Annotated in this window: 18 protein-coding genes; 8 read left to right on the plus strand and 10 right to left on the minus strand. The window is 68.8% G+C overall.

Features of this window, described 5'->3' with window-relative positions; genetic code table 11:
- Nucleotides 1–27 precede the first annotated feature (27 nt).
- Together TMO_RS12990 and TMO_RS12995 are read right to left on the minus strand one after the other, a co-directional pair.
- Nucleotides 28–1197, minus strand: coding sequence for an isovaleryl-CoA dehydrogenase (locus TMO_RS12990; RefSeq protein WP_014746094.1), 1170 nt, complete (start codon nt 1195–1197; stop codon nt 28–30).
- Nucleotides 1198–1255: 58 nt separating this feature from the next.
- Complete coding sequence (locus tag TMO_RS12995) at nt 1256–1744, minus strand: PaaI family thioesterase (protein WP_014746095.1); 489 nt, start codon at nt 1742–1744, stop codon at nt 1256–1258.
- A 356-nt stretch (nt 1745–2100) separates the two neighbouring features.
- Here TMO_RS12995 and TMO_RS13000 point away from each other — a divergent pair, with 356 nt between their 5' ends.
- Complete coding sequence (locus TMO_RS13000) at nt 2101–3006, plus strand: LysR family transcriptional regulator (RefSeq protein ID WP_014746096.1); 906 nt, start codon at nt 2101–2103, stop codon at nt 3004–3006.
- Between the two features lie 21 nt (nt 3007–3027).
- On the opposite strand, the gene TMO_RS13005 is transcribed toward TMO_RS13000, so the two are convergent.
- Together TMO_RS13005 and TMO_RS13010 are read right to left on the minus strand one after the other, a co-directional pair.
- On the minus strand, nt 3028–3357 hold the full coding sequence (locus TMO_RS13005) for a hypothetical protein (RefSeq protein ID WP_014746097.1): 330 nt from the start codon (nt 3355–3357) through the stop codon (nt 3028–3030).
- A gap of 68 nt (nt 3358–3425) precedes the next feature.
- Entirely contained in the window at nt 3426–4436 is a 1011-nt protein-coding gene (locus TMO_RS13010) for a GlxA family transcriptional regulator (protein ID WP_014746098.1), read from the minus strand.
- Between the two features lie 134 nt (nt 4437–4570).
- Between TMO_RS13010 and TMO_RS13015 the strand changes: the two genes are divergently transcribed.
- From TMO_RS13015 to TMO_RS13035, 5 genes are all read left to right on the plus strand, one after another.
- Complete coding sequence (locus TMO_RS13015) at nt 4571–5269, plus strand: DJ-1/PfpI family protein (RefSeq protein ID WP_014746099.1); 699 nt, start codon at nt 4571–4573, stop codon at nt 5267–5269.
- 97 nt (nt 5270–5366) lie between these two features.
- Nucleotides 5367–6551 carry a multidrug effflux MFS transporter gene (locus TMO_RS13020; protein WP_014746100.1) on the plus strand — a complete coding sequence of 395 codons (1185 nt, stop codon included), beginning with the start codon at nt 5367–5369 and terminating at the stop codon, nt 6549–6551.
- A gap of 83 nt (nt 6552–6634) precedes the next feature.
- Nucleotides 6635–7150: a sigma-70 family RNA polymerase sigma factor gene (locus tag TMO_RS13025; RefSeq protein ID WP_014746101.1), complete on the plus strand. Its 516-nt coding sequence runs from the start codon at nt 6635–6637 to the stop codon at nt 7148–7150.
- Between the two features lie 70 nt (nt 7151–7220).
- Nucleotides 7221–8186, plus strand: a complete 966-nt coding sequence (locus tag TMO_RS13030) for a FecR family protein (RefSeq protein ID WP_051045382.1) — start codon at nt 7221–7223, stop codon at nt 8184–8186.
- A 117-nt stretch (nt 8187–8303) separates the two neighbouring features.
- Nucleotides 8304–10559, plus strand: a complete 2256-nt coding sequence (locus TMO_RS13035; protein WP_014746103.1) for a TonB-dependent receptor — start codon at nt 8304–8306, stop codon at nt 10557–10559.
- A gap of 59 nt (nt 10560–10618) precedes the next feature.
- Here TMO_RS13035 and TMO_RS13040 read toward each other — a convergent pair whose 3' ends face one another.
- Entirely contained in the window at nt 10619–11107 is a 489-nt protein-coding gene (locus TMO_RS13040) for a YbjN domain-containing protein (protein ID WP_145978131.1), read from the minus strand.
- 120 nt (nt 11108–11227) lie between these two features.
- Here TMO_RS13040 and TMO_RS13045 point away from each other — a divergent pair, with 120 nt between their 5' ends.
- Nucleotides 11228–12274 carry an acyltransferase family protein gene (locus TMO_RS13045; RefSeq protein WP_014746105.1) on the plus strand — a complete coding sequence of 349 codons (1047 nt, stop codon included), beginning with the start codon at nt 11228–11230 and terminating at the stop codon, nt 12272–12274.
- On the opposite strand, the gene mgtE is transcribed toward TMO_RS13045, so the two are convergent.
- Both mgtE and TMO_RS13055 read right to left on the minus strand, forming a co-directional pair.
- A complete protein-coding gene (gene mgtE, locus TMO_RS13050) occupies nt 12256–13665 on the minus strand; it encodes a magnesium transporter (RefSeq protein ID WP_014746106.1) in 1410 nt (469 codons plus the stop codon). The genes TMO_RS13045 and mgtE overlap by 19 nt on opposite strands.
- 86 nt (nt 13666–13751) lie before the next feature.
- Nucleotides 13752–16061, minus strand: coding sequence for an NADP-dependent malic enzyme (locus TMO_RS13055; protein ID WP_014746107.1), 2310 nt, complete (start codon nt 16059–16061; stop codon nt 13752–13754).
- 275 nt (nt 16062–16336) lie between these two features.
- On the opposite strand from TMO_RS13055, the gene lipB reads away from it, so the two are divergent.
- Nucleotides 16337–17032 carry a lipoyl(octanoyl) transferase LipB gene (lipB, locus tag TMO_RS13060; RefSeq protein ID WP_014746108.1) on the plus strand — a complete coding sequence of 232 codons (696 nt, stop codon included), beginning with the start codon at nt 16337–16339 and terminating at the stop codon, nt 17030–17032.
- Nucleotides 17033–17049: 17 nt separating this feature from the next.
- Here lipB and TMO_RS13065 read toward each other — a convergent pair whose 3' ends face one another.
- From TMO_RS13065 to TMO_RS13075, 3 genes are all read right to left on the minus strand, one after another.
- Entirely contained in the window at nt 17050–17598 is a 549-nt protein-coding gene (locus TMO_RS13065; protein WP_014746109.1) for a biotin transporter BioY, read from the minus strand.
- Between the two features lie 119 nt (nt 17599–17717).
- Complete coding sequence (locus tag TMO_RS13070; RefSeq protein ID WP_014746110.1) at nt 17718–18194, minus strand: DUF2937 family protein; 477 nt, start codon at nt 18192–18194, stop codon at nt 17718–17720.
- A 38-nt stretch (nt 18195–18232) separates the two neighbouring features.
- Nucleotides 18233–18499, minus strand: a complete 267-nt coding sequence (locus TMO_RS13075; protein WP_041606286.1) for an acylphosphatase — start codon at nt 18497–18499, stop codon at nt 18233–18235.
- Nucleotides 18500–18520 lie beyond the last annotated feature (21 nt).

An 18520-nucleotide genomic window follows, 5' to 3' on the forward strand; every position in this document is an offset into this window, starting at 1 on the left:
TCGGCCGGCGCGGGCTGCCCCCATCGGTCACGCCGTCTCGCCGAACAGCTCGCGGCCGATCAGCATGCGGCGGATCTCGGACGTGCCGGCGCCGATCTCGTAGAGCTTGGCGTCGCGCAGCAGGCGCCCCGTGGGATAATCGTTGATATAGCCGTTGCCGCCCAGGGCCTGGATCGCTTCCAGCGCCATCCAGGTCGCCTTTTCCGCCGCGTAGAGGATGGCGCCGGCGGCATCCTTGCGCGTGGTCTCACCCCGGTCGCAGGCTTTGGCCACAGCGTAGACATAGGCGCGGGTGGCGCTCAGCGTCACATACATGTCCGCGAGCTTGCCCTGCATCAGCTGGAATTCGCCGATCGGGCGGCCGAACTGCTTGCGCTCGTGGACATAGGGCAGCACCACGTCCATGCAGGACTGCATGATGCCGAGGGGGCCTGCGGCCAGCACCGCGCGCTCGTAATCGAGCCCGCTCATCAGCACATGGACGCCCTTGTTCACGCCGCCCAGCACGTTCTCTTCCGGCACCTCGCAATCCTCGAACACCAGCTCGCCGGTGTTGGAGCCGCGCATGCCCAGCTTGTCGAGCTTCTGGGCGACCGAGAAGCCCTTGAAGCCCTTCTCGATCAGGAAGGCGGTGATGCCGCGCGGGCCCGCTTCCGGATCGGTCTTGGCATAGACCACCAGCGTGTCGGCATCGGGGCCGTTGGTGATCCACATCTTGGTGCCGTTCAGGATGTAGCGGTCGCCCTTCTTCTCGGCCTTCAGCCGCATCGAGACGACGTCGGAGCCGGCGCCGGGCTCGCTCATCGCCAGGGCGCCGACATGATCGCCCGAGATCAGCTTGGGCAGATAGCGCCGCTTCTGTTCTTCATTGCCGTTGCGGCTGATCTGGTTGACGCAGAGATTGCTGTGCGCACCGTAAGACAGACCCACCGAGGCCGAGCCGCGGCTGATCTCTTCCATCGCGATCACATGTTCCAGATAGCCGAGACCGGTGCCGCCGTATTCCTCTTCGGCGGTCATGCCGAGCAGGCCCAGATCGCCCATCTTCTTCCACAGGTCGGCCGGGAAGTCGTTGGTCTGGTCGATCTCCGCCGCGCGCGGCGCGATCTCCTGGGCCGAGAAGCTGGTCACGGTCTGACGCAGCATGTCGGCGGTCTCGCCCAGATCGAAGTTCAGCGTCGGATAGTTCGACAGCATCTGGATCGTCTCCCTTGGATCCCGGTCCGGCGCCGCGGGCGGCACTGCCGGAGCAGACTCAGATTTCGCTCACCTCGATGAGGGTCGACTGCGAGGCGGCACAGAAGATCGGCCGGCCGTCGCGGTCGCCGAACACGTCGCATTGCGCGACCGACAGCGTCCGCCCGGACCGGAGCACCCGGGCACGCGCGATCAGCTTGCGGCCGACCGCCGGCGCCATCAGGTTCAGCTTGTATTCGACCGTCAGCACGCGGGTCTGGGGCCGCATCAGGGTGTGGCAGGCATAGCCGCAGGCACTGTCGGCAACCGCGCCGACGATGCCGCCATGATAGAAACCGTCCTGCTGGGTCACCATCTCGGACCAGGGCAGCTCGATCTCGCAGAGACCCGGCGCACAGAGGGTCATGACCGCACCAATGGTGCGCATGATCGCCTGCGCGTCGAAGCTCGCCCGGACGCGCGCCTCGAAATCGGGATCCTGGACCCGGAACTCCGGCAGCTCATGTGCCGGCAAAAGGCGCTCGGCCTCGGCCAGGGTGATGGTCATGGGCGGTCACTCCCTCTTCCCTCGGGATCGTTCCGACATGCCCGGCCGGCACCCGCTGGTGCGGCCGCGTGTTCCCGGCATGGAAGATCGTGTCCATCGAGGCTTCCCGGGCCTCCGTCTTAAGGTGCGGCAGCTCCGGTTCGGGTCGAACCATAGCAGTGGCTCGGCCATAGACGAAATTGTATCTTTTCATGCGACGCATCGATAGCGTCTATGTGTATGGCCCTCGCCGGGCGGGCGCTGCCGCGCCCTTGGCCGCCGCCGCAATGGCGGCTGGGGGAGGCTCGCGCCTCCCCGGGCTGGTTAGCGGGGCCTGATCATGCCATCGCAGTGGCAGCTTCCATCGGACGGGTAGCGTGGACCTGTATCAGATCCGGTATTTTCTGGCGGTGGCGGAGACCGGCAGCTTTACCAAGGCGGCGGAGCGGGTGTTCGTGACCCAGCCGACCCTGTCGGCCGGCATCCGCAAGCTCGAGGACGGGCTCGGCACGCCGCTCTTCATCCGCCGGGCGCGGCGGGTGGAGTTGACCGAGGCGGGGCAGCGGTTTCAGCCCCATGCGCGGGTGATCCTGCAGGAGGCCGCGATCGCCGAGCAGGCGGCGCGGCGCGGTGCCGATCGGCAGGGTTTCCGGCTGGGCGTACTCAAGACCCTGCCGGTGGAGCGGATCGCGGCCCTGCTCACCCAGTTCGCCGACGGCCAGCGCGATGTCGATGTCGACCTGTTCGAGGGCACGGTGCCCGAGATCGACGAGGCGCTCACCGCCGGCCGGATCGATGCCGCCATCACCCGCATCGCCGATGATGCCGACCGCGCCCAGGCGGCGCCCCTGTTCCGCGACCGCTATCGCATCGCCGTGTCGGAGCGCAACCCGCTCGCCCGGCGCAGCCAGCTGCGCATTCCCGAACTCGACGGCCTGCCCTTCATCCTCAGGCGGCATTGCGAGCTGATGGGCGACATCCGGCGCAATTTCCTGGCCGGCGGCGCCCGTCCGCGCATCGTCCACCGCTCCACCCAGGACGAATGGACCGTAGCCCTGGTCGCCGCCGATCTGGGGCTCGCTTTGATGCCGCAGAGCTTCGAGCGGCCGGGGATCGCCATGATCCCGATCATCGATTACGAGCCGACCCGGCTGATCGGCCTGGCCTGGCATGGCGCGCCCGACGAGGCGACCACCCTGTTCCGCGCCTTCGCCGCCTCTCACGACTGGCATGCCGGCAGTTCGGCGCCGGTGCCGCAGGTGGCCGCCGGGTGGATGCGCTGAAGCCCCCACCCGGCATGCCGGTCACTCAGTGATCGTATAGGTGCCGAGGTCGCAGAGATTCTGCGTGTCTTCCAGCGGTTCCAGATCGCCACCGCCGAATTCGAACCGCATGTCGTATTTGCAGACATTGCGGTCGTCCTTGAAGCGGATGGTCTTCTGCTTGCCCGGGGCGATCACCTCGTCGCCCAGCATGTCTTCCTCCCAGTCGTCCTCGCCCACCGGCGAGGTGTAGAACGCCTCCACCACCGACCTCGTCTTGTTCACAATCGTCAGAGAGAAGGTGTTGGCGGCTGCCGTCCCGCTCCAGGCGGTCAGGGCCATCAGCGCCGCAATGCGCAGCACGGTCTTCATGTCGTCCTCGATTCTGTCTCACGAGGTTTCGGAAGGCGGCGCCGATATGCGGTGCCGCATGCCGCACGTTACAGCCTTGTCCCACCGGCCGCCATCCCGCGATTTTCATGGCCGTTTCCGAAACGTGACCGGTATGCCTCAGGCGTCACACCCAGCCGCCTGAGGAAGGCGCGGCGCATCCGCTCGTCATCGCCGAAACCGCTGCGGACCGCCACGGATTTGATCGAGGCGGCCCCCGCCTCCAGCGCCCGGCGGGCCGCATCCAGCCGCATGCCCTCCACCCAGCGCGCCGGCGTCTCGCCCACTTCCGCAAGGAAGGCGCGCGAAAAGGCCCTGAGGCTCATCCCCGCCCGTTCGGCCAGCGCCGGCACCGTCAGGTCGGCGGCCGGATCGGCGGTCGCCTGGATGCGCAGCTGCAGGAAGCCGCCTTCGGGCGCGGTCACCGGTTCCGGCACCAGCGGGCTGAACTGCGACTGGCCGCCCGGCCTGCGCAGGAACACCACCAGCTGGCGCGCCACGGCCCGGGCCAGGGCCTGGCCTTCATCCGCCTCCACCAGGGCCAGCGCCAGATCGATGCCAGCGGTGATGCCGGCCGAGGTCCAGACCGGCCCGTCCTGCACCCAGATCTGATCAGGCTCCAGCCGGACCGCCGGGAAGCGCCGCCGGAACTCCGCCGTCCGGCACCAGTGGGTGGTGGCGCGCCGCCCCTCCAGCAGGCCGGCCGCCGCCAGCAGCAAGGCGCCCGAACAGACCGAGGCCACCCGCTCCGCCCGTCTCGCCCCGGTTTTCAGCAGGTCGAGGAAATCCGCATCCCGCCCGGCCGCATTCACCCCGTCGCCGCCGGCGACGACCAGGGTATGCGGCCGGGCCTCTCTCAGCACCGCGGCCGGCTCTGCCAGCAGCTGCATGCCCGATGTGGTCTCGACCGCCCCGCCCGCCCCCGCCGCATGGCGCAGCCGGTAGGGCGCCGCCCGCCCGCCCAGCCGGGCCAGATCATTGGCGGTCGCAAAAACCTGGAAGGGGCCGGTCACGTCCAGAAGCTGGGCGCCGGGGAAGCTCAGGAACAGGATCTCGCGCATCGGCGCCCTCCGCGAACAGGCCGTCGACCGAGCTTACACCATGCGCCTGCCGAAAAGGAGGCGTTGATGACCTTTCGGCCAGGGCGTCGCCGCGGCAGCATGACGGCACCCGTCCCTGAAGGAGTGCCCCATCCATGACCGACACCGCCATCCGCCGCCGCGCCGGGCTGCTGATCTTCCCCGGCCTCACCGCCCTCGACATGATCGGCCCGTGGGAGGTGTTTCTGCGCCTGCCCGGCTGGGCGCCGGTCGCCATCGGGCTCGACGATCAGCCGATCGCGGCCGATGGCGGGCTGATGATCACGCCGCAGGCCACCATCGCCGACTGCCCGCCGCTCGACCTGCTGATCGTGCCCGGCGGCGGCGGCGTCGATGCCCTGCTCGACCTCCCGGAGGTGCTGGATTTTGTCCGCGGCCGTGCCGAAGCGGCACAGTATGGCGTGGCGTCGGTCTGCACCGGCGCGCTGGTTCTGGGGGCAGCCGGGCTGCTCCGCGGCAGGCGAGCCGCCACCCACTGGGCCTCGCGCCCGCTACTGGCGGCGCTGGGAGCCGAACCCTCGGCCGATCGGGTGGTGATCGACGGGCCGGTCGCCACCGGCGGCGGCGTCACCGCCGGCATCGACATCGCCCTCGCCCTCGCCGCCCGGATCGCCGGCCCCGACATCGCCGCCGCCGCCGAGCTTGCCATCGAATACGCGCCGGAACCGCCGATGGGCGCCGGCCGGCCGGAACTGGCCCCGCCCGCCGTGCTGGCCATGGTCGAGACCGCTTTCGCCGACCGGATCGCCGCCCGGCGCCGGCTGGTGGAGGCGGCGGCCGCCCGCCTCGCCTGACCCTGTCCGCCGCCCGGCTTGTCGGCCGGGGAGGCCTGCGGCTATCGTCAGGGGCTCCGGCGGGATCGCCCCGCCGGACCTCATCGCCGGAGCCCCGATGCCGCCCTCCCCCGACCGCGCCGCCAGCTGGGCCTTCTGGATCGTGATCGGCGCCGTGATCGTCGGCCAGGGCGCCGGGACGATCCATCTGCCGTCACTGGCGGCGCTGGCCGCCGATCTCGACACCGATACCGCCACGGCGCAGCTCACCCTCGCCATCTGCCTGATCGGCAATGGTGCCGGCCAGCTGCTCTACGGCCCGATCGCCGACCGCGCCGGCCGGCGGCCGGCGCTGCTCATCGGCCTGGGCCTGCTGACGCTCGGCTCGGTCGGCGCCACCTTCGCCGCCGATGCCGGCCAGCTGCTCGTCTGCCGCTTCATCCAGGGCCTGGGGGCCGCCGCCGGGCCGGTGGTCGGGCGCGGCGTGCTGCGCGATGCCGTGCCGCCCGAACGGCTCGTGGTGGCGATGTCGTCGCTGGGTCTGGCGCTGGCACTCGCCCCCGGCAGCGCGCCGGTGATCGGCGGGGTGATCGAGCGCCTGGGCGGCTGGCGCTGGAGCTTCGGCCTGATCGCGCTTGCCGCCGTCGCCGCCTGGATTACCTGCCGGCTGCATCTGCCGGAAACCCTGTCGGCCGCCGACCGCAGCCGCGCGCGCCATACCGGTGTGATTTCGGGCTATGGCGTCTTCCTGCGTATGCCGGCCTTCTGGGGCTACGGGCTGACCTTGACCTTCACTTTCGGCGGGCTGTTCATCTTCGTCGGCCTCGCCCCCGTGCTGCTGATCGGCACGCTCGGCATCCGCGCCGACCATTACGGCTTCTGGTCGCTTCTGCCCTCTCTGGGCTTCCTGGCCGGCACCCAGGTGGTGCGCCGGGCGGGGCTGCGCCTCGGCGGCCGCCGGATGATCCGGATCGGCACGCTGGTGCTGGTCGCGGCCGGCATCGCCATGGCCGCCGCCGCCCTGCTGCTACCGCTCTCGGCCATCGCCCTGATGGCGCCCATGGCCCTGTTCGGCGCCGGGCTCGGCATCCAGGTGCCCAATGTCATGACCCGGGCGGTACAGCTGGAACCGATGCTGGCCGGCACTGCCTCGTCTCTGCTCGGCCTGTTTCAACTCGGCGGATCGGCGGTGATCGCGGCCAGCGCCGCCCTGCTGCCCCATGACGATGCCGCCGGCCTCGGCCTCGCCCTCGCCGCCTGCGCCCTTGCCGCCCTCGCCTGCCTGAAGCTGATCCCGCGCTGAAGCATGGCATTGAGAATCAGTCGCAATATGGCTGCAGCTCGTGCTATGGAATGCCGGTCACCCTTCCTGCCACAGGCTGCGGCTTGGATCAGAACCCCGACCGGCTCGACACCTTTCTGGCCCATCGCGGCGCGCTGGTGAGCTATGCCACGCGTATCGTCGGCGAACGCGCCGATGCCGAGGATGTCGTCCAGGATGCCTATCTGCGTTTCGAGGCGGCCGAGCCCGAACGGCGGCTCGACGCGCCGCGCGCCTATCTGTTCCGGATCGTCCGCAATCTGGCGCTGGATCTGCGTCGCCGCGTCGGCCGCGATCATCTGCGCCGGGCGGCCGATCCCGGCGCGGCCCTGGCCGGGCTCGCCACCGACGATCCGTCGCCCGAGACGGAGGCCGAGGCGCGCTCGGATCTCCGGCGCCTCTCCGAGGCGATGGCGGAACTGCCGGCACGCACCCGCCAGGCACTGGAGCTGCACCGCATGCAGGGGCTGACCATCCGCGAGATCGCAACCCGGCTCGGCATCTCCACCGGCCTCGCCCATGCCCTGGTCACCGACGGGCTGGAACACTGCCGGCAGCGGCTGCGGGGGCGGGATCAATGACCTTTCATCTGAACAGAAGCCCCGTCTCGAACGTCTCTGTCTCGAAGGTCTGTTCTTCCGGGAGCCGCAGATGAACGGGAAGGCGTCGATGCGCGGAGACGAGAAACCGGTCCGGGCCTCGGACTGGCTGGTGCGCCTGCACGACGCACCCGGCGATGCCGGATTGCGGGAACGCTTCGACGCCTGGCTGGCCGCCAACCCCGATCATCAGCGCGACTGGGCAGAAATCTCCCGGACCTACAGGCTGATGGGCCAGGTGCTGCCCGCACCTGGCGCGGCGCCAGCCCGCAAGGCGGAGCTGCACAGCCTCCGCCCGCGTCGGCGGATGCGGATGGCGGTTGCCGGCCTTGCCCTCGCAGCCGGCATCGCCGCCATCGCCGTCCTGCCGGGCCAGCTGCGAAGCGGCCTTGCCGACCAGTCGACCGGCAGCGCCGAAACCCGGCAGGTCGCGCTGGCTGATGGCAGCCGCATGGATCTGGCGCCACGAAGTGCCGCCGATGTCGAGATCGACGCCATCGGCCGCCGGATCCGCCTGATCCAGGGCCGGGCCTATTTCGAGGTCGCAACCGATCCCACACGCCCCTTCGTGGTCTCGGCCGGCCCGGCGACGGTCACCGTCCGCGGCACCGGTTTCGAGGTCGCGGAGACCGATACCGGTCTGGAAGTGGCGGTACGCCATGGCCGGGTGGAGGTGGCGGCCGGCGGCGCATCCCGCCTGCTGGAAGCCGGTGACCGGCTGACCATCCGCACCAATGGCGACATCATGGAGGATCGGTCGCGCGCCGACGAGGTCGCAGCCTGGACCTCTGGCCAGCTGATCGCGCGCGATCGCCCGGTTGCCGAGGTGGTGGCGGCCCTTCGTCCCTATGCCGCGCAGGTGATCGTCCTCTCCGATGACGACCTTGCCCGTCAGCCGCTGACCGGCATCTACGACCTGCGCCGCCCCCGCGCCGCGCTCGACGCCATCGCCGCCGCCCAGGGCGCCCGCGTCGTCGAGATCACGCCCTGGATCCTGCTGCTCTCGAAAAAAATCTGAACACCCGGCCCGGCCCCGTCGTCAAGGCTTCGACATCTGCAATTGCGTCGCACGCGCAAGAAGCCATGGCGCACATGGCGGGCGACGCCTGAGATCGCATCCGAAGGGTCGGGGCTTATGGACAAGGCGACGAACAGGACGGCCGGACGGGCCGTCGCGGCGGCACTGATGCTGGGCACGGCCCTGGCGACCGGCGGTATCCTCTGGCCGGCAGGGGCACAGGCCCAGACGGCGGCACAGGACGCCCTGCACGATTTCGACATTCCGGCCCAGAGGCTGGGCGACGCCCTGCCCGCCTTCGGTCGCCAGGCCGGCATCCAGGTCTCGGCCCATGGCGATGTCGTGCGCGAGGCCATGACCGCTGGCGTCTCGGGGCGGCTGAGTGTCCCGGCGGCGCTCGACCGTCTGCTCGCCGGCACGGGGCTCGCCCACCGACAGGACGCCGGCGGTGTGGTGATCTTTGAGACGGGCGATACGGCGGCCGGCACTACCACCCTCGATCCGCTGATGGTCCAGGGTGCCCGCAGCGCCGATGCTTTCGCCGGCGCCGCCGACCGCGCCGGATCGCTGACCGTCACCCGCGAGGATCTGGAACGGCGCAACCCGGCCACCCTCAAGGACGTCTTCGCGGGCGAGGCCACGGTCTCGGTCGGCGGCGGCCAGCCGGTCGCACAGAAGATCTATGTCCAGGGCATCGAAGAGACCAATCTGGCGGTCACCATCGACGGCGCCCGCCAGAACAACAAGGTCTTCCACCACAACGCCACCACGCTGATCGACCCGGCCCTGCTCAAGGCCGTGCGGGTGGATCCGGGCGTCGCCCCCGCCGATGCCGGGCCGGGTGCGCTGGGGGGTGCCATCGTCTATGAAACCGCCGATGCCGCCGACCTGCTCGACCCGGGCGAGATGGCCGGCGGCTATGTCTCGACCAGCTGGGACAGCAACGGCAACACCTTCACCAAGGGCGGCTCGGTCTATGGCCGCACCACCGACGGATTCGAAGGGCTCGCCTTCTTCAAACAGGCCGATGGCGACGACTACGAAGCCGGCAATGGCCGCGAGGTTTCGGGCACCGGCGCCGGGCTGCAGAGCATCCTGCTGAAGGGCGCCTGGGAAAGCACCGACGGCCACCGCCTGGAGCTGTCGGGCGAGCAGGTGCAGGATGATTCGGTTCGCCCCTTCCGCGCCAATATCGGCCGTCTGACCAACCGCCCCGCCGACAACCGGCTCTACGATCTCCGCCGCCGCAATCTGGTCGCGACCTACGAAGACACAACCCGCGAGGGGATGTGGAACCCGCGCTTGGTGCTGGGCTGGAACGAAACCGATCTGGGCGTCCCCAGCCCGGACGACACGGTCGTCTACAGCCATGGCGAGACCACCAGCCTGTCGGGCCGGATCGAAAACCGGATGTTCTTCACCCCCGATGACAGCGTCACCGCCGGTGTCGATTTCTACGACGACGAGGCCGCCTACAAAGACCGCAGCAGCGACATGTCCGAGACGGCGACCAATGTCGGCGTCTATGCCCAGGCTCGCCTGCAGCCGATCGACCCGCTGCGTCTCTCCTTCGGCCTGCGCGGCGACCAGCAGTGGTTCGAGGGTGTGAACGGCACCGAAATCGACCATGCCGGCCTCAGCGGCAATGCCTCGGTGGCCTGGGACCTGCGCGACGATCTGACGCTGAAAGCGGGCTATTCCAACGTCTTCGGCGGCGTCGCTCTGGCCGAGAATTTCGTCATGAATTCGGGGTGGGACTATTTCGGCGGCATCAAGCCGGTCCGATCGAACAATGTGACCCTCGGCGCCGAGTACCGGCTCGACGGCTTCACTTTCGGTGCCGGCATGTTCCGCAGCCGGTTCGAAGATGCCCGCAACGAAAGCTGGCGTGACGGCCCGGCCGGCAATCTCGACTTCGAGACCGAGGGCTACGTCCTGTCGGCCGCCTATAACTGGGGGCCCGGTTTCGCACGCATCTCTTACACCGACACCCGGTTGACCATCGAAGGCAAGCCGGGCGATTCGGACATCGGCCTCTATCTGGGCAGCCCGGTCGGACAGTTGATCGCAGCCGAAATCGCCCATCGCTTCGAGACCACCGGCCTCCTGGTCGGCGCCACCGTCGAAGCCGGCTTCGAAAACGACGACCTGGTTTCAGAAGGTTATGAAACGCTCGAAGCCTATCAGTCGCTGAACCTTTATGCGGAATACACCCCGGATATCGTGCGCGGGCTGACGCTCCGGGGCGAGGTCAACAACGTCTTCGACCAGGCCTATGCCGACCGTACGACCTATGGCCAGGAATTCTCGAACGTCGACCCGATCTACGAGCCGGGCCGGTCCTTCCTGATCAAGGCGACCATGGCCTTCTGAACGATCGCGCTACCGGACATGCAAAACGCCGGCCCCACGAGGCCGGCGTTTTCATTTGCTCAGTTGGCGTCGATCACCTGGTCGCGGAAATCGAGCATGACGGTCTTCCACCAGTCCAGCGTGTCGTCGAAATTGCGCCGGCTCACGCCGCTTTTCAGGTTCACGTCGAACTCGATCACCGGGTCGCCCTCGTCGTCGATATAGGCGCGGCTGAAGCGCTTGGTCCGGTTCCACTCCGCGACATGGGCCTCGGTCACGTTGGTGTCCGTCCAGCCGGCATAGAAGCCCAGCGTGTCGCAATTGCGGTTGTTCGTGCAGTCGTTGAAGAAGATCGCATAGCCGACACCGTCGATGCGGCCGCGGATCAGCGGATCGCCGTTGTCCGATTTTTCAAGATTGGCAGAGCCGTAGCCGCGGGCCAGATTCAGGATCTGGTCGGGGTCGGAACCGTCGATCATCTGTTGCGCGGCCACCGCCTGCGGCGCCAGCATTATCATGCCCAGTGCGGCGGCGACCACCACCCCGCGGATCGACGTCATGCCAGTCATGCCTGAACCTGCCTTCCGGTTTTGATGTCACGAAACCGGAGCCTACGGGATGGCGCCGGCAGCGGCAAGCTGGCACAAGATCAGAGCCGCCCCTCGACACCTGCCGATGAAAAGCCCCGCATGCCGACCGCACCTCTTCGGATCGACGCTCTCCAGATCCTCCGCTTCATCGCTGCGGGGCTGATCGTTCTGCACCACACGATCAGCATCCTTCACAGCCGGAACATCGACGGCATCCCACGGATCCCCGGACTGATCGCGGGCGTCGACATATTCTTTGTGCTGTCGGGCTTCATCATGGTGCATGCCTTCAGCCCGAATGGCCGTCGATCCGCCTTCATGCTGAAACGCATCTTCCGCATCGTACCGCTCTACTGGCTGCTCACCACTCTCCTCTGGGGGATGGCCGTCGCGGCGCCGCAGCGCTTCAATACCGTTGATGCCGATCCCTCAGCCTGGCTGATGGCACTCTCATTCCTGCCACAGACGCTGTCAGGGAGGATCGTGGAGCCCGTGCTTCATGTCGGCTGGACCCTCAATTACGAAATGGCCTTCTACACCCTCTTCGCCGCCTGCTTCGCGGGGACGGCCAGCCGCACAGCCGGTCGCTGTGCCGGCGTTCTCGTCGGGCTGGTCATTGCCGGGCAGATCTTCGATCCGGCCGATCCGGTCATCGCCTTCTATACCAGCCCCCTGCTGCTCGAATTCGCTGCCGGCATGGGGGCGGCCCTTCTCTGTCGGCACAGGGCGGAGCATCTGCGCCCAGGCGGGCCCTGGCTGCTGGCGGCAGGTATCCTGTTGCTGGTTTTGCAGGGGATCTGGCCGGTGGGCGGCCATCGGGCCCTGATCTACGGCGTGCCCGGCCTCGGCATAGTCCTCGGCACCGCGCTGCTCCACGTTCCCCACGGGTGGTGCTCCCGCGCGGCCATCCGTCTGGGCGACGCCTCTTATGCCCTCTATCTCGTTCACCCACTGGTGCTGGCAACGGTCGCGAAGCTGCTTATCGATACCGGCCATCTCCGCCAGGCCCTGCCGCTCGCCCTGATCATGATGACGCTCTCGGTCCTGGCGGCTTTCCCCTGCCGCCATCTCGTCGAGCGTCCCGCGCAGGCCTGGTTGCAACGTCGCCTGAACCACAGAGACAGGGTTCAGAGCAGAACCAGCTGAGCCAGCCCCAGAAAGGCGAAGAAGCCGACCACATCGGTGACCGCGGTCAGGAACACGCCGGCCGAGACCGCCGGGTCGACCTTCAGCCGGTCGAGGGCGAGCGGGATCAGCATCCCCGCCAGGCCCGCCGTCACCAGATTGGCGAGCAGGGCGCAGAACAGCACGCCGCCGATGAAGGGGTCGAAGATCACCGCCGCCACGGCGCCGACCGCGATGCCGAAGACCAGGCCGTTGATCGTGCCCACCCCCACCTCGCGGGTCAGGATGCGCATGGCGTTGGACGGCGTCAGTTCCTTCAGCGCCAGCGCCCTGACCGCCACGGTCAGGGTCTGGGTGCCGGCATTACCGCCCATCGAGGCCACGATCGGCATCAGCACCGCCAGGGCGACGATCTGTTCGATCGTCGCCTCGAACAGCGAGATCACCGAGCTGACCATCAGCGCCGTGCCGAGATTGACCCCGAGCCAGGCGATGCGCTGGCGCACCACCGAAACCAGGCCGGCATTCACGTCGACCTCGGATCCGACACCGGCCATCAGGGCCATGTCCTCTTCGGCCTCTTCCTGAATGACGTCGACCACGTCGTCGAAGGTGATCACGCCGATCAGCCGGCCCTGATCGTCCACGACCGGGGCGGAGGCCAGCGAATAGTGCCGGAACAGCCGGGCCACCTCTTCCTGATCGGTGGCGGCGGCGATGGCATCGACGTCGCGGTCCATGATGTCGCGCAGCAGCACCTTGCGCGGATGGCGCAGCATGCGGGCCAGCGGCACCGATCCGATCGGCTTGTGCCGCGGGTCGACCACGAAGATTTCGTAGAATTCCTCGGGCAGGTCCGGGGTTTCGCGCAGGAAGTCGATGGCGCGCCCCACCGTCCAGAAGGCCGGCATCGCGATCAGATCGCGCTGCATCAGGCGGCCGGCGGAATATTCCGGATAGGCGAGGCTTTCCTCCAGCGCCCGCCGGGTGGCGGGGGGCACCGCCGCCAGCAATGCCGCCTGGATGTCGTCGTCCAGATCCTCGATCAGATAGATCGCATCGTCGCTGTCCAGTTCCGACAGCGCTTCGGCCAGCGCCCGGGGGCCCAGCTGGGCGATGACCTGATCGCGGACATTGCCGCCCAGATGCGGCAGGATTTCAGGGTCGAAGCCGTCGCGCTGCAGCTCCACCAGCGCGCGGCGTTCCTCTCCCGACAGCCGTTCCAGCAGATCGGCGATGTCGGCGGCATGCAGTTCGGCGACCAGCATGCGCGCCGTGGGCGCGTCCCCCTCGTCCAGGGCATCGGCCACCCGCCGGACCAGTTCGTCCGAGACGCCGTAAAGCGCCTCGGCCTCGCCCGCCGCGGTGGCCGTCTCACCGTCGCGTCCCTGGATGTCGTCGTCGTCGCGCAAGCTGTCGGATCTCCGGGGATCGGGAAGGGGGGTCGGGGAATGCCGGCCGGCATCCCGTCCCCGGAAAGCCGGCCGCTCAGATCATGTCAGGCAGGTTCCGCCGGGATCGGGCACCAGGGCGTGTCGCGCGACTTTTCGATCGCGTCCACGACCACCAGGGCCGACAGGTTGACGATACCGCGCACCGACACCGCGGGGGTCAGAATATGGGCCGGATGGTTGAGCCCGATCAGCACCGGCCCGACCGAGGTGCCGCTGGTCAGCGCCTTGGCGAGATTAAAGGCGATGTTGCCGGAATCAAGGTCCGGCGTGATCAGCAGATTGGCCGAGCCCTGAAGCAGCGAGCCCGGGAAGACCCGATGGCGCACCTCTTCCGAGATGGCGGCATCGGCCTGCATCTCACCCTCGACCTCCAGCTCCGGCGCCTGCTCGCGGACCAGTGCGAAGGCATCGCGCATCATCTGCGCCGACGGCGTCTCGCCGGTTCCGTAGCTCGACGACGACAGCAACGCGATCTTGGGCGTGATGCCGAAGCGGCGGACCTCCTCGGCGCACATGATCGTCATCTCGGCGATCTGCTCGGGGCTGCGCTTGTGCTCCACCTGGGTGTCGGCCACGAAGATGGTCTTGGTGGGCAGGATCAGCGCCTGCATGGCGCAGGGCTCACTCACCCCCCGGCGCACCCCGAAGATCTCCTTCAGGTGGCGCAGGTTCTTCACGAACCGGCTGACCGGGCCGCAGATCAGGGCGTCGGCCTCGCCGATATGGACCATCAGCGCGCCGATCACCGTCGCCCGGGTGCGCACCACGGTGCGGGCGCTTTCGGGCGTGACGCCGCGGCGGCACATCAGCCGGTGGTATTCCGACCAATAGGTGTTGTAGCGCGGATCATCCTCGGGGTCGCACAGCTCGATATCCTTGTCGAGCTTGAGCCGCAGACCCAGCCGCTCGATGCGCCGCTGCACCACCGCGCGGCGGCCGATCAGGATCGGCTGGGCGAAGCCTTCGTCGACCACGATCTGGGCGGCACGCAGCACGCGCTCATCCTCGCCATCGGCATAGACCACGCGTTTGGGCTGCGCCTTCGCGCGCTCGAACACGGTCCGCATGACCAGGCCCGAGCGGAAGAAATAGGACGACAGTACCTGGCGATAGGCGTCGAAATCCTCGATCGGCCGGGTGGCGACGCCGCTTTCCATCGCGGCCCGGGCCACCGCCGACGACACCTCGACCACCAGCCGGGGATCGAACGGCTTGGGGATCAGGTAGTCCGGGCCGAAGCGCAGTTCCTGGCCGCCATAGGCCTGCGCCACTTCCGACGAGGGCTCGGCCATGGCCAGATCGGCGATCGCCTGGGCGGCCGCCTTCTTCATCTCGATGTTGATCGTGGTCGCGCCCACATCCAGCGCGCCGCGGAACACGAAGGGGAAGCAGAGGACGTTGTTGACCTGGTTGGGGAAGTCCGACCGGCCGGTGGCGATGATCGCATCGGGGCGCACCCGGCGCGCCTCGTCGGGCAGGATCTCGGGCGTCGGGTTGGCCAGCGCCATGATGATCGGCTGCGGCGCCATGGTCTTGACCATCTCGGCCGTCAGCACCCGCGGGGCCGACAGGCCCAGGAAGATGTCGGCGCCCGAAATCACCTCGGCCAGCGTCCGCGCGTCGGTCTCGACCGCATAGGTCTCCTTGCGCGGATCCATCTGCTCGTTGCGGCCCTTCCAGACCACGCCGACGATGTCGGTGACGGTGATGTTGGCGCGCGGCAGACCCAGCTCGACCAGCAGGTCCAGGCAGGCCAGCGCCGCGGCACCGGCGCCCGAGGCCACCAGCTTCACCTGATCCAGCGGCTTGCCCACCACGCGCAGCGCGTTCAGCATCGCGGCCGAAACCACGATCGCGGTGCCGTGCTGGTCGTCGTGGAAGACCGGGATCTTCATCCGGTCCTTCAGCCGTTCCTCGATCTCGAAGCATTCCGGCGCCTTGATGTCCTCAAGGTTGATCGCGCCGAAAGACGGCTCAAGGCTGGCGATGATCTCGACCAGCTTGTCGGGGTCGCGTTCGTCGATCTCGATGTCCACCGCGTCGATGCCGGCGAACTTCTTGAACAGGACCGCCTTGCCTTCCATCACCGGCTTGGCCGCCAGCGGGCCGATCGCGCCCAGGCCCAGAACGGCGGTGCCGTTGGTCACCACCGCGACCATGTTGCCGCGGGTGGTATAGAGCGAGGCGTTGAGCGGGTCCTCGACGATCGCCTCGCAGGCATAGGCCACGCCCGGAGAATAGGCGAGCGCGAGGTCGCGCTGGTTGGCGAGCGGCTTGGTCGGCTCGATGCTGAACTTGCCCGGTTTCGGCAGGCGGTGATATTCGAGCGCGCCGTCGCGCAGTTCCTTCGACATTCGCGGTCGTCTCCCCCGGTATCTTACGCCGCGGGCCCGGGCTGCGGCCTCTTCATCCGCGCCCTTTTCCCGCGTGCGGGCACAGTATAGCCGCCACGCCCCGAAAGGCCACCGGCACCCGGCCGCAGCCGCCGGAGGTCCGGTTTGCAACCATCGCATGGGCGGGGCCTCGCCGCACCATCGTGCGGGATGTCGCCCGATATGGCGCAACCGGCCCCGGCGCACTAGATTGGGGCCAGCTGTCGCTGACGAAGATGAAGACGAGGACGAGACGGATGGCGGGAACGCTGCAGGGTGACGGGATCAGACCGGTCGAATGGGTCATCGCCCCCGGCCTGACCGACTACGAGGCCGCCGTCGCCGAGATGGAGGCGCGCGCCGCCCGGATCCGCGAGGGCACGGCGGCAGAGCGGGTGTGGCTGGTCGAGCATCCGCCGATCCTGACCGCCGGCACCAGTGCGCAGCAGGATCGCGACCTGCTGGTGCCGCCGCGTTTCCCGGTCTACCGGACCGGCCGCGGCGGCCAGATCACCTATCACGGCCCCGGCCAGCGCGTGGCCTATGTCATGCTCGACCTCAAGGCCCGCGGCGCCGATATCCGGGCCTATGTGCACGGGCTGGAAAACTGGGTGATCCGGGCGCTCGACCGCTTCAACGTCAAGGGCCTCACCCGCGACGACCGGGTGGGGGTCTGGGTGGAACGCGGCGACGGGTTCGACGACAAGATCGCCGCCATCGGCGTGCGCGTGCGCCGCTGGGTCAGCTTCCACGGCATTTCGCTGAATGTGGAGCCGGATCTCGGCCACTATGCCGGCATCGTGCCCTGCGGCGTGCAGGGCCACGGCATCACCTCGCTGGTGGCGCTGGGCCGGCCGGTGGGCATGGTCGAGGCCGACATGGCGCTGCGCGAAGCCTTCGAGGAGGTTTTCGGCCCCACCACCGACGCGGGCGACGACGGTCGCGGCAGCTGATCACCGTCGAAGGCCGATCACCATCGAAGAGGCATCGCGGTCGACCGGCCGCGGTCGCGGAGGGTGACGGCGATCGCGGCCGCCGTGACCGCCTTGATCAGGTCGCCGGGCAGGAAGGCCATGCTGCCGGTCAGCACCTGCCAGGGCGACAGCGTGGTCACCATCGCAGCCCAGGGTACGCCGATCAGATAGACCACGCCGATGCCGCCGGTGATCGTCGCCAGGATGAAGCGCAGCCAGCCGGCGCGCCCCGCCTCTGCCAGCAGCCCGATGACGAAGGCCGCCGGGATCCAGCCGATCAGAAAACCGCCGGTCGGCCCGGTCAGAATGCCCATGCCGCCGCGGCCGCCGGCGAGCAACGGTGCGCCGGCCATCACCAGCGCCACGAATACCATCTGGGCCAGCGCCGCCCGCCACGAGCCCAGCACCAGGCCCGAGAGCATCACGCCCAATGTCTGGGCCGTGATCGGCACGCCCATCAGCGGCACATCCAGCGGTGGGAACAGGCCCAGCACGGCCGTCAGCGCCGTAAAAAACAGAATGTGGAAGACATCGCGGGCGCGCATCGGGTCGATCCTCCTGCCGCCGGTCTCCTCTCTTCAGGACGGGAGAGCCGAAGGCGCTGACTCCCTTATCGGTTATGTTTGTACCTTCGTCAATCGCCCATGGCGCGGGCATGACGGCATCACCCGGCGCGGCGCCGAAAGGGCCAGGCGATCAGCCCGGTAATCGCGTCATAGACCAGCCACGCCACCACCATGCCCAGCAGGCCATAGGTCAGGCTGGCCGGCTCCACCGGCAGGGTCGGCACGTAATCGGCCCAGGTCGCCCGGGCGATCTCGGGATCGACCCGCCGCAGCAGCTCCAGCGGCCTGAGGAAGGGGTCGGCCGCGGCCACGGCATCGCGCGCGACGGCAAGCTCGTCCACCCGCGCCGCGGCGGCCGCCTCCAGCGCCGCCCGGGCCGGCTGTGCCACCTGGTCATAGGGGGCCACGCCGATGCGGATCTGATCCAGCAACCGGCGCGCCTCGTCCAGATGGCCGCCCAGGCGCTGCAGATAGGCCAGCGCGAAGCCCTGCGCCTGTGCCGCGCCAAGCCCCAGAACCAGGGCGCAGATGCTGCCGGCCAGGCGGTCTATGCGGCCCAGAAGCCAGCGTCCCATGAATGGCAGTGTCCCATTTTTCAGACGGTCGGCCCGGTTCAAACGGTTGGCTTACGGCGAAAGCCGGGCCCATCGGGTGCCTCGGCCGGGCTGCTCCGCACGGCTTCGACCCGTGCCGCGGGCGGCCCGTCCTGGGCGCGGCGGATCACGGTCTGCACCGCGGCGCGCGGCCCGGAAATCAGCGCCTCCACCGATCCGTCCCGGCGGTTGCGCACCCAGCCGTCCAGCCCGTAGCGGCGGGCCTGGCCCTCGAACCACCAGCGATAGCCCACCCCCTGCACCCGGCCGGTGATGGCGAGCGCCATGGTCACCCGGTCGCCCGGCGC

It is taken from the genome of Tistrella mobilis KA081020-065 (assembly GCF_000264455.2).
Lineage (GTDB): Bacteria > Pseudomonadota > Alphaproteobacteria > Tistrellales > Tistrellaceae > Tistrella > Tistrella mobilis.

Coding starts and splice junctions, on each gene's coding strand:
- TMO_RS12990 (WP_014746094.1), bottom strand. CDS start 1,197: ATGCTGTCGAACTATCCGACGCTGAACTTCGATCTGGGCGAGACCGCC.
- TMO_RS12995 (WP_014746095.1), bottom strand. CDS start 1,744: ATGACCATCACCCTGGCCGAGGCCGAGCGCCTTTTGCCGGCACATGAG.
- TMO_RS13005 (WP_014746097.1), bottom strand. CDS start 3,357: ATGAAGACCGTGCTGCGCATTGCGGCGCTGATGGCCCTGACCGCCTGG.
- TMO_RS13010 (WP_014746098.1), bottom strand. CDS start 4,436: ATGCGCGAGATCCTGTTCCTGAGCTTCCCCGGCGCCCAGCTTCTGGAC.
- TMO_RS13015 (WP_014746099.1), top strand. CDS start 4,571: ATGACCGACACCGCCATCCGCCGCCGCGCCGGGCTGCTGATCTTCCCC.
- TMO_RS13020 (WP_014746100.1), top strand. CDS start 5,367: ATGCCGCCCTCCCCCGACCGCGCCGCCAGCTGGGCCTTCTGGATCGTG.
- TMO_RS13030 (WP_051045382.1), top strand. CDS start 7,221: ATGAACGGGAAGGCGTCGATGCGCGGAGACGAGAAACCGGTCCGGGCC.
- TMO_RS13035 (WP_014746103.1), top strand. CDS start 8,304: ATGGACAAGGCGACGAACAGGACGGCCGGACGGGCCGTCGCGGCGGCA.
- TMO_RS13040 (WP_145978131.1), bottom strand. CDS start 11,107: ATGACTGGCATGACGTCGATCCGCGGGGTGGTGGTCGCCGCCGCACTG.
- TMO_RS13045 (WP_014746105.1), top strand. CDS start 11,228: ATGCCGACCGCACCTCTTCGGATCGACGCTCTCCAGATCCTCCGCTTC.
- TMO_RS13055 (WP_014746107.1), bottom strand. CDS start 16,061: ATGTCGAAGGAACTGCGCGACGGCGCGCTCGAATATCACCGCCTGCCG.
- lipB (WP_014746108.1), top strand. CDS start 16,337: ATGGCGGGAACGCTGCAGGGTGACGGGATCAGACCGGTCGAATGGGTC.
- TMO_RS13065 (WP_014746109.1), bottom strand. CDS start 17,598: ATGCGCGCCCGCGATGTCTTCCACATTCTGTTTTTTACGGCGCTGACG.
- TMO_RS13070 (WP_014746110.1), bottom strand. CDS start 18,194: ATGGGACGCTGGCTTCTGGGCCGCATAGACCGCCTGGCCGGCAGCATC.
- TMO_RS13075 (WP_041606286.1), bottom strand. CDS start 18,499: ATGGCGCTCGCCATCACCGGCCGGGTGCAGGGGGTGGGCTATCGCTGG.